This window comes from Thermomonospora umbrina (assembly GCF_003386555.1).
GTDB lineage: Bacteria > Actinomycetota > Actinomycetes > Streptosporangiales > Streptosporangiaceae > Thermomonospora > Thermomonospora umbrina.
Genome location: NZ_QTTT01000001.1, coordinates 3,550,387 through 3,563,830, shown reverse-complemented (window position 1 = coordinate 3,563,830; position 13,444 = coordinate 3,550,387). Strand labels below are relative to the sequence as shown.

At 74.6% G+C, this 13,444-nt stretch carries 9 protein-coding genes; 3 read left to right on the top strand and 6 right to left on the bottom strand.

Annotated features, from left to right (window positions below; all coding sequences use genetic code 11):
- Window positions 1–43: 43 nt before the first annotated feature.
- Complete coding sequence (locus DFJ69_RS15885; protein WP_116023213.1) at window positions 44–826, top strand: HD domain-containing protein; 783 nt, start codon at window positions 44–46, stop codon at window positions 824–826.
- Window positions 827–883: 57 nt separating this feature from the next.
- On the opposite strand, the gene DFJ69_RS15880 is transcribed toward DFJ69_RS15885, so the two are convergent.
- From DFJ69_RS15880 to DFJ69_RS34330, 6 genes are read right to left on the bottom strand one after another with little or no spacing between them, the layout of a single operon-like run.
- Window positions 884–4,666, bottom strand: a complete 3,783-nt coding sequence (locus DFJ69_RS15880) for a hypothetical protein (protein ID WP_116023212.1) — start codon at window positions 4,664–4,666, stop codon at window positions 884–886.
- Complete coding sequence (locus tag DFJ69_RS15875) at window positions 4,663–5,703, bottom strand: protein kinase family protein (protein WP_116023211.1); 1,041 nt, start codon at window positions 5,701–5,703, stop codon at window positions 4,663–4,665. The genes DFJ69_RS15880 and DFJ69_RS15875 overlap by 4 nt, the downstream gene beginning before the upstream one ends.
- A gap of 14 nt (window positions 5,704–5,717) precedes the next feature.
- Window positions 5,718–6,761 (bottom strand): FHA domain-containing protein, encoded by a 1,044-nt coding sequence (locus tag DFJ69_RS15870; RefSeq protein ID WP_147312326.1) that lies wholly within the window; start codon window positions 6,759–6,761, stop codon window positions 5,718–5,720.
- Window positions 6,758–8,179: a vWA domain-containing protein gene (locus DFJ69_RS15865; RefSeq protein WP_116023209.1), complete on the bottom strand. Its 1,422-nt coding sequence runs from the start codon at window positions 8,177–8,179 to the stop codon at window positions 6,758–6,760. The genes DFJ69_RS15870 and DFJ69_RS15865 overlap by 4 nt, the downstream gene beginning before the upstream one ends.
- A 33-nt stretch (window positions 8,180–8,212) precedes the next feature.
- Window positions 8,213–9,913 (bottom strand): SpoIIE family protein phosphatase, encoded by a 1,701-nt coding sequence (locus DFJ69_RS15860; protein ID WP_170177677.1) that lies wholly within the window; start codon window positions 9,911–9,913, stop codon window positions 8,213–8,215.
- Window positions 9,910–11,055: a flotillin family protein gene (locus DFJ69_RS34330; RefSeq protein ID WP_170177676.1), complete on the bottom strand. Its 1,146-nt coding sequence runs from the start codon at window positions 11,053–11,055 to the stop codon at window positions 9,910–9,912. Before DFJ69_RS34330 ends, DFJ69_RS15860 begins: the two co-directional genes overlap by 4 nt.
- A gap of 109 nt (window positions 11,056–11,164) precedes the next feature.
- Here DFJ69_RS34330 and DFJ69_RS15855 point away from each other — a divergent pair, with 109 nt between their 5' ends.
- Together DFJ69_RS15855 and hemC are read left to right on the top strand one after the other, a co-directional pair.
- Complete coding sequence (locus DFJ69_RS15855; RefSeq protein ID WP_147312325.1) at window positions 11,165–12,298, top strand: FHA domain-containing protein; 1,134 nt, start codon at window positions 11,165–11,167, stop codon at window positions 12,296–12,298.
- Between the two features lie 116 nt (window positions 12,299–12,414).
- The gene (gene hemC, locus DFJ69_RS15850) at window positions 12,415–13,392 is read left to right on the top strand and encodes a hydroxymethylbilane synthase (RefSeq protein WP_116023206.1); all 978 of its coding nucleotides are present in this window, start codon (window positions 12,415–12,417) and stop codon (window positions 13,390–13,392) included.
- Window positions 13,393–13,444: the final 52 nt, after the last annotated feature.

The window sequence follows — 13,444 nt, the reverse complement described above, 5'->3', positions numbered from 1 at the left end:
GGATGTATATAAGATACCGAGTGTATGCGAGTGAAGGGTGATCATGACCGGCTTCACGATCGGCGACCGACGGTGGGCGGCGGAACGGGACGGTGCGCTCACCCCGTCCGAGCTCAGCCGTTTCGTCCTGCAGACGGTGCGCGTCCAAGCCGCGGACTGGAGCGCCCGACTCCTGTCGAGGCTGCGGCCGGGCGCGGCCACGACCACGCTGGAGCTCATCGGCTCAGGCGCCCCACCCGACACCGACCTCGCCGCCGACGTCCTCAGGCTCGCCGCCGACACCTATCCCTCACGGCTTCTCGGCCACTGCTTGCGCTGCTGGTACTGGGCCGACCTGTTCGCTCGACTCGACCGCATCTCCTACGACCCGGAGCTGTTGTTCGCGAGCTGCCTGCTGCATGACATCGCGCTCCCCGCCTCCGGCGGTGCCGCGTCCTGCTTCGCCGTGGAGGGAGGACGCATCGCACGAGCACACCTCCTGCAGCGGGGACGGCCCGAGGACTTCGCCGAACGCGTCGCCGAGGCCATCACTCTGCACATGAACGCACAGGTGCCCGCCGAGCGCGGAGCCGAAGCGCACCTGCTGCACGCCGCCGCGCACCTGGACGTCGCGGGAACACGCGCCCGCCACCTTCCACCGGCGCACGTTCGGGAGATACTCCAACGCCATCCGCGCGACGGCTTCGCCGAGGAGTTCGAGCGCTTCATGCGGCGAGAGGCCCGTGCCAGGCCCCGTTCTCGTGCGGCCGTGTCCTGGCGGCTGGGCATGGCCGTTCCCCTCCACCACAACCCCATCGACCTGATCGACGCCCCACCAACGGCCTGAATTCCGCCCGCTACAGGGCCCCGGCCAGCCCTGGATCGGGGGGTTGGCGGCGAGGCGTCAGCCGAGGTGGAGGGGTTGCAAGCCGGTGGAGCTCCAGAAGTGCAGGAGGACGTCTTCGGGGTCCCAGCCCTGAGCGAGGAGGCGGATCGCCTCGGGCCAAGTGCTCGGGGGAAGGCCGTGGGCGGAGATGAGGAGGTAGGCGGCGGCGTTGCCGCCCAGGGTGAGGAGGCGGTCGATGAGGACGGCGTCGGCGGGAGGTGGGTCGGTGGCCGCCACGAGGTCCAAGAGGGTCCGGCCGTGGCGGGACAGGGCGGAAAGGCCGTCGTGGCCCGCCGCCAGGAGCCATGGGCTTGAGCGGGCAGACTCGTGGGGCGGCAGGCGGAAGGGGGCGAGGAGGCGGGCGATCTCGCCGCCGCCGGGATGGGCGAGGAGAGGGAGCCATCGCGGGCCCCACGACGCGACGACCTCCGGGGCGCTCGGGACGGTCTGGGCCAGCACCGCCGTCCAGCGGGCGACGGCGACGCCGTGCGCGGACGCGACCCGGAGCACGGCGGCGTCGACCGGCAGGGGGCCCAGCTCGCGCAGCATCTCTCGGCCCGAGGCGTCCAAGCCCAGGTCGAGGGCCCGGCGGGCCTGGCCGAAGGTGAGGCCGTCGCCGGCGATGAAGTCGAGGAGGCGCTCGGCGTCGGGGTCTTCCAACACGTCGGGCAGCGCGTCGGCGACCTCCCGCCGGACGAGCGAGCCGTCGGGTCGGTCGAGCGCCAGCCGCAAGAGCCGCAGCCGCTGGCTCGGGAACGGCAAGGGGTAGGCCAGCTCCAGGAGGCCCGGCTGATCCTCCAGGAGGGCCACGAGGCGGCGGCCCTCGGCCGGGGCGACCCCCAAGGCCCGCAGGTCGCCGCCCAGGGTGTCGGCGAGCACGCGACGGGGCAGGGTGTCGCCGTTGACCAGCCAGTCGCGCAGGAGGCCCGGGTCGTCGAGGAGCCGGAACACCACGTCGGCCGGGGACTCGCCCGCCGCCAGCCGCGCCGACGCCCACGCGGCCGGGGCGGGGCCGGCGAACACCTGCGCCTCGTTCGGCTCGCCCTCGGCGTCCAGGAACTCGCGCAGCACCTCCGACGGCTCCAGGCCGGTGCCCCTGCCGAAGGAGACCAGAGACTCCAGGGCCGCCTCGTCCAGACCGGCCGTCGCGGCGGCCCGCAGCGCCTTGGGGGTGAACGCGGCGAACAGGCGGCCCGCCCCGGGGAACGCGTCCAACACCGGGGCCACGTCCAGCCGGCCGAACGCCGACAGCCACGCCGCCGAGACCTCCGGAGAGGCCAACACCGCCGCCCACTCGTCCGAGGGTGTCTCCAGCAGCGCACGCACCGCGTACCGGGGCTCGCGGCCGGAGCGGCGGGCGATCTCCAGGAGGACGCGGGCGTCGACCGCGCCGGCCGGGTCCCGCTCCACGATCAGCGCCCAGCCCAGGCCCAGCGCCGTCAGGTGCTCGGGCTGTCGGAGCCCCTCCAGCAGCAGCGTCCACGCCTTGGGCGTGTACTGGCCGAGGAGGTCGAGGTCGGGGCCGTCGATGAACGGGCTCAGCGCGTCCAGCAGCCGGGGTGAGCCGAGCTTGCCGACCAGGTGCTGGAGGCTGGGCGCCGGGATGTCGAACAGCGCGTCGACCAGCGAGGAGTCCAGCGGCTCGATGGCGTTCAGCAGCTCCGGCACCGCGTACTGCGGCAGCGCCGTGGCCAGTCGACCGAACAGGCCCAGCCTGCGGATGCCCTCACGGGTGACCAGCAGCTCCTGCAGGGCGCGCTCGCCGATCCGCAACGACGGCTCGTACACCTCGGCCAGGCGCGCGGCGACGGGCAGCAGGCGGCGGGTGACCTCGGAGTACAGCGTCTCCGGCGTGCGCCCGAGCAGCGCGTGCATGAGATCCTCGCGGAGCCTGCCGTGCGCCGGAACGCACAGCAGGACGGGTGCGGCCCGCCGCAGGTTGGCCCAGAGCTGGTTGCGGCCCTCGCGGCGGAGCCCGGGACGCCCGATCGCGTCGACCACCCGCAGGAGCAGCTCGGTGTCGGCGCCGTAGAGGGTGTTCAGCTCCACCAGCTCGCGGCGCAGCGTCCGGCCCTGGTCGCGTTTCGCCTGTTGGAGACGGTTGCGGTAGGCGTCGCCGGTGCGGGCCAGCGCCCACCCGGCGGTGAACGTGCGACGCCGTAGCGACGCCCCGCCCTCGCCGCGCAGCACCTCCGCGTCGAACGCCTTGAAGTCGTGGTCGGCCACGAACGGCAGCGACGCGGCGCTCAGGCCGGCGATCCGCGGCCCGCTCGCCGCCGTCGGGAGCACCTCGTCGAGAACGCGCGGCGGGTTGCGCGTCAACGCCGAGGACAACCGGGTGCCGGGCCGTCCCGCGATCACCACCCGTGCGCCCGGCGAGAGCCCGCGCACCGTGTCGGCGACGGTGTCGAGGTCGCCCGGGTTGACCACCGTCCAGCCCGCGCCCGACAGCAGCGCGGCGGCCGGGGAGGTGTGCCGGTCGGCGAAGGCGGCGACCGCGACGACACCCGGCCCGTGCTCCTCCAGCAGGCCCAGTCGCACCGCCTCCGGGTTGACCGTCACCGGGGGGCGCTTCTGGCGGGCTCGGGCGGGCGCGCCGGAGCCCTCCACGATCCTGGCGGTCGTCTCCCTGACCCGCCTGGGGTCGTTCTCGTCCGGCGTCACCGCGTCGATCACGACCGTGACGGAACGGCCCACCGCGTAGTGCTCGGTGAGGTCGACCCGACGCTGCTGGGTGCGCGGCGCCGCCTGCGGAGTCGACCTCCGCGGGATCCGGATCCGCCACGTGTCGGTGCCGAGGTTGTCCAGCCGCACCCGCACATGCCCCTGCTCGACCTCGGTCACCTCGGCGTTCACCCGCTGCCCGATGAGGCCTTCCAGCCAGGCCTGGATCGTCTCGTCCTGGCCACGGCAGCCCGCCGGGTCGTAGAACACCACGCACGGCGCGTCGCGGACCCGGCGTTCGGCCTCGGCCCACTGCTCGGTCTCCGACGCCGCCGCCAGCGACGCCGCCAGCCTCCCCGGCTCCAGCCTCGGAACGCTCGCGAAACCCGCGAAACGCAGGTACTCCTCGTTGCCCGCGTCGTCGTGGACGTCCCCCCACGAGCCCGGCGGCAGCCCGCAGCACATCCAGCCGGCCAGCCGCAGCAGGACCAGGGTCTGCGCGCGCCGCCACTCACCCGGCGTCGCGCCGGCCGACGGGAGGTGCCCGCCGATGAGCTGGGTCGTCGCCAGCGACATCCCGGACGGGGCGGGCAGCGATCGTTCCCTCGGCTTGTAGACGTGGCGGCTCAGCCCGACCAGCCGGATCGCGCCCCCGTTCTCCACCAGGTGGTCCGGCGACAGCTCCATCGGAACGAACCCGCGCCCGTCCAGCCGGTCCAGCGCCTCGCCCAGCGGGGCCAGCAGCCGCAGCGCCTCGGCGGGCCGCCAGCGCCGGCCCTCCTCCAACTGGGCGAGCAGGTCGTCGGGCTCCACCAGCCGGTCCAGCGCGACGGCGGCGTGCCCGGGACGGCCGGGGGCCCAGGCGGTCACCACGCTCGGCGGCATGTCGACGTCCTCGATCAGGTCCAGCAGCACCGGGGCCACCGGGCCGGCGGCGGCCAGCAGCGCCAGCGCCCGCTCCCGATCGCGGCGGCGGGCGAACCTCCGCAGCGCCCCGAACGTGTTGCCGCCCTCGTCGCTCACCAGGTCGACCTGGTGCGGCGGGGCCACGTCCGTCTCCGACTGGTGCGGCCGCAGATGACCGGGCCGGATCAGCGGATGCAGGCTGACCCACTCCCGCCCCGACCGGCCCCTCACGACGTCCTCCGGGTGAGCACCGAGGCCAGGGCCGCGCCGTCGCGGGCCCGGATCAGGTCGGCCTGGATCGACTGCACGGTCCGCAGCCGGAACTTCGGCGGGGCCAGACAGCTCACGATCAACGTGGTGACGATCGGGCTGCGCTCCAGCGCCGCGATCCGCCGCCGCCCCTCCTGGGGGCCGTCGCCGTAGAGCATCCTGCGGGTCTCCTCGTCGAGCCGTTCCAGACCCGCCGCCTCGGCCAGCGTCGCCCCCAGCATGTAGATGTCGAACAGCTCCTCGGCCTTGTCGCGTTCGGGGCTCAGCTCGTAGCCGGGCGGGACCGGGGGGCTGTAGGCGGCGGTGGTGACGGCGATCGGGTCGCCGTCGATGACCGCGCCGTCGTAGTCGATGAGCACGTACTGCGCGGGCGGGCCCAGCAGCAGCACGTTCTCCGGCTTGATGTCGGCGTGGATCCAGTACTCCTCGCTGCGCCCCGCCTTCTTCTTCGCCGACCGGCGGGCGTGCAGCGCGCCCAGCGCACCGCAGAGCTGCTCGGCGAGGTCGATCAGCTCCAGCTCGGTGTACGGGCGGTCGCTCCGTCGCCGTTCGTCGATGTCGTCCTTCAACGTGCGGACGGGCGTGTCCGGGAGGCCGATGAACTGGGTGACGACGAAGTACTCCTTCTCGGGGTCGGCCATCCCGGCGGCGACCAGCGAGGGCGACTCCTCGTTCAGCACGTCGACCACGGACGGGGCGTGCTGGGTGAGCTGGACCGCCTTCCACGTGGCGCGCATCCCCTGCTCCTGCTGTGCCTTGCGGCGTTCGAGCTGGGCGCTGCCCGCGCCCGAGCCCGGCGTCCGCAGATGGGACGGCGGCCACCACATGCCCTTCAGCACGGCGGGCCCACCGCACCAGGTGTCCTCCACCAGCAGCGCGTACCCCTGCCCCGCGCCCGCCAGGAAGCGGAGGAAGCGGAACCTGCCGTCGCCGTACCGGTCACGCCGGTAGGCGACCTTGGACGCGTCCCCGCCGGGCAGCTCCACCGGCTCCGTCATGCCCGCCCCCCTCGTCACTCCGGGTCCCCCTCGGCGCAGGAGACGACGATGCGCACCCGGCCGGGGCCGAGCACCAGTTCATCGCCGTCGCACAGCGGGTACTCCTCGCCGCGCACCAGCCGGTTGTCGGCGGGCAGCCCGTCGGGCCCGATGCGCGGATTGAGGAACGTGACCCCGTTCTCGCCCTCGTGCACCGCCACCGGCCAGCCGTCGTCGTCCACCTCGACCCGCAGATGGTCGCGGCTGATCTGCTTGGCGGCGGACCGGTCGAGGCTCGCCGTCACGTCGGTGACCCGGGGTCGGCGGGGCCCGCCGCGCCCCAGCAGCAGCCCGCCCGACGGGACGTCCAGCGTCCGGCGTCGGTCGCCGTCCACCTGCACGAGCAGCGTCGGCGCGGCGGGCGGCGCGGCCGGGGACGGCTCGTACAGCACCTCCTCGGCCTCGTTGTTGCAGGCCATGCAGAACCAGGCGCCCCGATGCTCGCGCAGCATCCCGGCCGGCACCGGGCCCCCGGCGTACGTGCACACGCCCTCGGCCGCCAGGCACCGCCACGTCCGGTCGGCGTCGTCGACGGGGCGTCCCGCCTTGCGCTCCTTCTCCCGCCGGGCCCTCTCGATCTCGTCGGGGGTGAGCCGCTTGAGCGGGCGCGGGGCGAGCGTGACCAGGCCCCGCCTGGTGCTGAACCACCAGACCCGGTCCGGCTCGCCGTCCAGCCACGGGTACTCCAGCCGGGCGTGCCCGAAGTTGTCCCGGCTGAAGACCAGCGCCGCGTACCGGTCGGCGATCTCCAGCACGTCGTCGTCGGCGTCCCCGGTCGCGGTGATCAGCCAGCCCTCGCGCTCGGCCGTCGCCGCACCCGCCCGGTCCGCCAGCCGCGACATCACGCTCGCGTCGATCACCGCGCGGACGTGGCGGTCCGGCCAGCGCGCCGCGCACGCCGCGCGGACCCGCTCGACCCGGGCGAACTCCCACCTGCGCGGCGTCCCCGGCGGGGAGTTCGGCGGCGGGTTGCGGTTGGCGATGTTGGCGGCGTCCAGCACCACCCCGATCATGCTCATCCCCGGCGGTCCTCGGTCTCCGAATCCTCGCCCCAGCCGTCGTCGGGTCGCGAACGCCGCAGCCGGTCGGCCCGGTCGGCCCGGCTCTCCCGGCCCCCGCCCCGGGCCACCAGCCCCGGGTCCAGCTCCGGTCGGGCCTGCAGGAGCCGGTTGGCGCTGGTCTTGCTGGTGCTGGAGGTGGCGCGCTGCTCGTTGCGGACGTCCCCCGGCGCCTGGCCGTGCCGCAGCCCGTCCAGGGACGCCTCGTACGTCCCGGCCAGCTCGTCCAGGCCCCGGCTCTGGGCCTCCTCGATCGCCTCGCGGTAGACCTCGTCGTACCGGGACGGCTCGGTCTCGTTGAGCCGCCGGGCGATCCGCGCCTCCGTGTCGATGGCGTCGATCTCGGCCATCAACCGGTCGAGGCGCGGGGCGGACTCCTGTTCGGCGACGCCCTGCACCGAGCCCACCGCCTTGCCGAGGGCCCCGCCGTTCGTTCCGCGCAGCGACCCCGTGGCCTCGACGATGTCGACCCGCCTGCGCACGACCCGGTCGGGCGCGGTCAGCCGCAGCACGAACAGCGGCTGCTGGTCGCCCGCGCCCACGGCGCCCAGCGGGATCACGAGCCGCTGACCGCCGCCGTCCCCCTTGCGGACCGAGACCTCCAGCCGCCGCCGGGTCGGAACGAGCTGGTAGACGCCGGCGACCGGGAAGAACGGATGCACCTCGACGTCCAGCTCACCGCCGGGGGCCGCCACGTTCTGGCCCCAGCGGGCCAGCCGCGCGGCGATCTCGGTGACCCGTTCCCGGGCCCCCTCCTTGGACGACACGTGCCCGCAGCCGCCGCCGACGCTCAACGCCAGCAGCAGGTCGACGTCGGCGTCCGCGCCCATGCCGATGGTGTCGGTGTAGACGTCGTGCTGGGCGGCCCGCTGCGCCGGCGCGGCCAGCCCCTCCGCGGTGGTGACGCCGGTGTTGGGATCGCCGTCGCTGAAGAGGATCACCCGGCGGGACGGCGCCGGGGAGTTCGCCAGCATCCGGTACGAGGTCTCCAGCGCCTCCTCGATGTTGGTGCCGCCGTACGGGGGCGGCGACTCGTTCCCGAGGACGGCCTCCAACGTGCCGCGCAGCTCGCTCACCGGCCGGTCGACCACCAACGGGCGCGCCTGATGGTCGAACGCGACCAGCCCGATCCGGTCGCCGGGGGGAAGCTGCCGCACCAGCTCCACGACCGCCTGCACGGCCAACCGCCAGCGGCTGGTCTCCCCGTCCTTCTCGGCGGGCCAGCTCATCGAGGGGCTGGCGTCCAGGGCGATGACGTACGCCGCGCCGGGCCCCGACAGCGGTGGGGCGGCGGCCAGCGGCGTGGTCCGGATGGCCACGGCGAACTCGCGACCGACGCCGACGACGTCACGGTCCACGGAGATCTCGGCGGCGGTCACGTTCTCTTCCTCCAGGGTGTCGGTCGGCGGGGTCTAGGAGGCGTCCTCGGCGTGGATGTCGGCGATCACGACCGTGGCGTTGTCCCGGCCGCCGAGCAGCTCCGAGCGCATCACCAGCCCGGCGGCCAGCGCGGCGGCGGGCCGGCCCGCCCCGGACGCGGCGGCCGCCGCCAGCTCGGCCAGGTCGTCGCCGAACCAGGTGTCCCCGTCCTGCTCGGCGGCGCCGTCGCTCAGCAGGACGAGCTGATCGCCCGGCGCGAGCCGTACCGTGCAGGTGAACGGGGTCCGGTCGATGCCGCCGAGGCACCGGACGAGCATCGAGCCCCCGGACCGGGCCGCCGGGTCCTCGGCCAGCCGTTCGGCCAGCTCGGTGTGCGCCGGCGTCAGCCGCCAGGCCGCCCGCCCGCCGTCGGGCAGCGGCCGTACCAGCCACGCCGAGCTGTCGCCCAGCGAGGCCAGCCGCGCCCGGCCGCCCGGCGACAGCAGCGCCACCACCGCCGTGGACGCCCCGGCGCCCGCCGACCCGAGCACCGCCCGCTGCGCCACGCCCAACGCGACGTCGGGCGCGGCGTTCGCGTCGTCCTCCAGGAACTCGCGCATGGCCCGTACGGCGGCACGGGACGCACGGGCGCCCGATCCGTCGCCCGGTCCCGTGACCCCGTCGCACAGCAGCAGCGCGAGACCCCCGCCGGGGGTGCGGACGACGGCGGCGGAGTCCTCGTTGTCCATCGAGGGATCGCCCTTGACCTTGCGCGAGCCGGGCAACGTGGCCTCGGTGGGCCAGAACCCGATCCGCCGCCCTCCCGTCGGCTCCAGGCCGGCCTGCAGCGCGGCGGCGGCGGCGAAGCCCGCGGACAGCACCGTGCGGACGATGGCGTCCAGCCCCTGCGTCAGATCGCCCGCCAGCAGGTCGGTGAGCGCCAACGCGTCGGCCACGTCCCGGGGCGGCCTCCCGACCGCCAGCGTGACCAGCGCGGACACCACCGCCCACCGATCCCGGTCGACGGCTCCGGGGGTCTCGGCCACCGGCAGCTTGCGGGCCCCGTACGGGGGGACGCACAGCAACTGCCAACCGGCGATCTCGTCCCAGCGCAGCGACTCGGGCACCAGGCAACCGGGCCCGGTGCGCTCCACGGCACTCTCCAGGAGCGGCCACAGCTCCATCAGCTCCGCCGCGAGCCGCCCGGCGGGCAGCCCGTCCGGATCGCCGAGGACGGGGAACGCCGCCTCCGGCCACCGGTAGGTCGCCATGGGGCCCATCAACCGGTCGTCCAGGGCCTCCCGGTGGTCGAAGACCTCCTCGACGGTCTCCTCCAGCCAGTCGTCGACGTCCGGCGTCTCGTCGGTCTCGAACGTCGGGTCCTCCTCCGGGCCGTCGGCCGTCACCTGTGCGATGTGCTCGCCTTCGGGCCCCTCGGCCTCCGCCACCTCGGACTCCCGCCCGTCGTCGTGCCCCGGCCCGTCCACGGACTTCGCCTCCTCTGAGTGCCCGCCTCGGGGCTCCCGTCCACCCTCCGCGGGCTCCGGGTCGTCACCAGGCCCTCCTCGCGACTTCCGCTCGTCGCCGGGCTCCGGGTCGGCTCCGGGCGACGGTTCGTTGCCGTCGTGGTCGGCCTCCACCGGTGGTTCGGGCGCGGCGGGGGTGTCCTCGGCCGTCGCGTCGTCCGGTGTTTCCGGCTTCGCGGAGGGGCGGCCGTCCTTGGACGAGCGGCCCAGCCAACTGCGTGCCCTCATGCCAGCCCCCTCAACGCCAGGAGGACGAGGCCGAGCCAGCCCACCGCCGCCACGGCGATCAACACGGTCCGGATGCGGAGCGCCTCGTCGCGCGCGATCTCGGCGGCGCGACGGTTGCTCTCGTGCGCGCGCATCTGGACCTCCGCCTTCATGACCTGCTGCCGGGCGGACTCCCCGGCCTGCGCGACCTGTCGGCCCGCGGTGTCGCGCGCCTGCTGGACCCGGGCCGCGGCGGTGCGCTCGGCGGCCTCCACGCGACGGTCGGCCTCCGCCCGGACGGCCTGCACCTGCCGCCCGGCCTCCGCCTGCGCCGCCGCCACCCGTCGGTCGGCCGCCATCTCGGCGGACCGTGCCCGCTGCGCGGCCAGCTCCTCCGCCCGGCGTCGGAACTCCTCCTCCGCACGGCGCACCCGGTCCGCGAACGCCGCCGCGAGGTCGCCCCCGGCCCCCAGCGGAAACCCGGGGGGCCGCCGCGGCGGCGACGCGACGGGCTCGGGCGGGAACAACGCCTCCGGATCCTCGCCGACCCCCGGCGTCGGCTCCCGGACCGCCGGGAACGGCAGCACCTCGGCCCGCATCGTGTCGGCGTCGAGGATGCGCACCCGCCGCCATCCCCCGATCGCGTCGGGCGGCCCACCGGGCACGTTCAGCGGCTGCCCGGACCCCAACTCGACCCGGGGCCCGGCGACCTTGGCCCAGAGCACCTCGCCCACCCGCAACTGCGAGGCCACCAACTCCGAGGCCGGCCGCCCGCCCCCGTTCAGCGAACTCCCCGGCGAGACCTCACCGACGACCGACGACTCGTCGTCCAGGGACGCCCAGCGCGAACCCGACCCAGAAGGCGCGGGTGCCGGGGCGGCGGGTTCGTCGTCCAGCGACGACCACCGCGAACCCGATCCAGAAGGCGCGGCACCGCCCGCCGAAGCGTCGTCGTCCAACGAAGCCCAACGCGAGCCCGCTCCGGATCCGGAAGGCGGCGCGTCGTCGTCCAGCGACGCCCAACGCGAGCCCGACCCGGAAGGCGCGGGGGCGGAGGTGGCGGGTTCGTCGTCCAGGGACGCCCAGTGGGAGGACGGGGCGGGGGCCGGCGACTCCTCCGGCTCATCGTGCCCGGGGTCACCGAAAAGGTCCCAATCAGGCATCGGCCCTCCGGATTCGTGAATGCGGAGACATCATACGGGCGGCCATCCACCGACAAAGGCGTAATAATGCACATTGTCGGCAGGACACCGGAACCTAAGGTGGATCCCCGTGAGCGAAATGCTGACGACGGCCATCGATCACGCCGACGCGCTGATCGACCTGTCCAACATCGTGCGCAACCCACGGCTCGGCGGACACGGCAAGGCGGACCTGATCAGGCTGGAGCGGGTCGCGGGCGCGTTCGCCGCGTTGTACGGGCAATCCGGCATCGCCTTCTACGCGGTCGCCGATACGAGCCTCCTGCACGGCAAGGGCCTCTTCCTGGACGCCCGTCAGCACCGCGCGCTGAAGCAGTGGGCGGACGGCGGGCTGATCGAGGTGGAGCCCAAGGCCGACCCCCGGTTGTTGGAGCTGGCCGAGGACACGGGGCTGCCGATCGTCACCGGCGACCTGTTCAAGGGGCACCGGCGCGAGTTCCCGTGGTTGGACGGCAGCGACGACGCCGTGCTGCGGCCCCGGCCGGGTCCCGGCGGCTCGGTGGAGCTCGTTCACGTGGAGCTGCCGGCGCTGCCGGACTGGGAGCTGTCGCGCAACGAGGAGGACGACCTGCTGCTCCAGCAGGGTCTGCTCGACGGCGACCGGCGGTTGCGCAAGGAGCTGCTGGCCCGGCTGTGGAGCTGCCCGGAGCCCCGCTGCCCCCGGCACGATCCGCACCGGGCGCGCTACCTGCTGCTGCCCCGGATGATGGGCGGCCGGATCCGCTGCGACCAGCACGGGCTGGACATGGTAGACACCGGGCCCCGGCCGTTGAGCGCCCAGCTCAAGGTCATCGTGGACGGGCGGGAGCGGCACCGGTTCACGGTCACGGCCGCCGAGCCCTGCCCGGTGGGCCGTTCCGCCGCGCGTCCGGGCCAGGTGGATCTGAGTCCGTGGCTCACGCCCGACCAGCGGCGGCTGATCAGCCGTACCCATCTGGTCTTCCGCTTCCACAACGATCGGCTGGTGGTCCGCGACGAGAGCCGCAACGGCACGGGCCTCCGGCTCCGCGACGGCCGCACCCGGCCCCTCGACCGCTCCCGGGACCTCCCCCTCGGCGTGGGCGAGCACCTGGTCCTGCTGCCGGGCCTGGAGTTGGTGCGCAGCGGTCGCCGTTATCCCGCCGAGCTGACCGCCGCCCGTACGGGCGGAACGCCGAAGGCGCGGGGCTCGGGCGACGACCAGACCGCCACCAGCGCCCTGTGAAATGCGCGGGTTCTTGTCGGACCGAAAGGCGCGGCGAACGGCATCGACACCCCTTCGCGCTCCACGGCCGCCCATAATGGCGACAGTCGATCAGCACCGCAGGGGGCGAGCACGCGATGGCGGCCGAAATCGTACACGCCGGGCAGTCGGAATTCCCCACGTCCGGCGAACGCCCGACATTGCGGCTCGGCACGCGCACGTCGCCGCTGGCGATGGCGCAGGCCCGCACGGTGGCGGAACGGATCGCGGGGCTCGCCGGCGTCACCGTCGACATCGTCGGCATCCGGACCTCCGGCGACCGTCACCAGGGTCATCTGGGCGAACTCGGCGGCAAGGGCGCGTTCCTCCGGGAGATCGACCGGGCCCTGATCGCCCAGGAGATCGACGTCGCCGTCCATTGCCTCAAGGACGTTCCGGGCGACGTCCCCCGGCCCGAGGAACTGGTCTTCGCGGCCTTTCTCGAACGGGACGACACCGAGGACGTGCTGCTGTTCCCCGCCGCCTCCGGATTCCGGCGCATGGCCGACCTGCCCGAAGGGGCGCGGGTGGGCACGTCGGCCGTGCGCAGACGGGCGCAGTTGCGCCGGCTGCGCCCCGACCTCAGGGTCGAGTTCCTGCGCGGCAACGTCAATTCGCGGCTCGCGCGGTTGGACACCGGTGAGGAGTTCGACGCGATCGTCCTCGCCCGCGCAGGCCTGGCCCGGCTCGGCATCGACCGGCCCGGTGACCCGCTGGACCTCGTCCCGGCCGTCGGGGCGGGCGTCCTCGCGGTGGACTGTCGGCGCGCGGACGCCGACGTCGTGCGGCTGGCGCAACGGCTGGACCACGCGCCGACCCGGCGGTGCGCCACCGCCGAACGCGCGATGCTGCACGGGCTGCGGGGCCACTGCAACAGCCCCATCGCCGGGCACGCCGCGTTCCATCGGGACGGGCGGCTCGGTCTCCGGGGAGCGGTCTTCACGCCCGACGGCGACCGGTTCGTGCACTCCGAGCAGTGGGCGCCCCCGGGCAAGGCCGCCGAGCTGGGCGCGTACGTCGCCGAGGACCTCCTCCGCGGCGGGGCGCGCGCCCTCATCGACGGCATCCCCCACTGAGGGGCCGAAAAAGAAGCTGCTTCTCACCGGAGGTCCGTTCTACGGTGAAGTG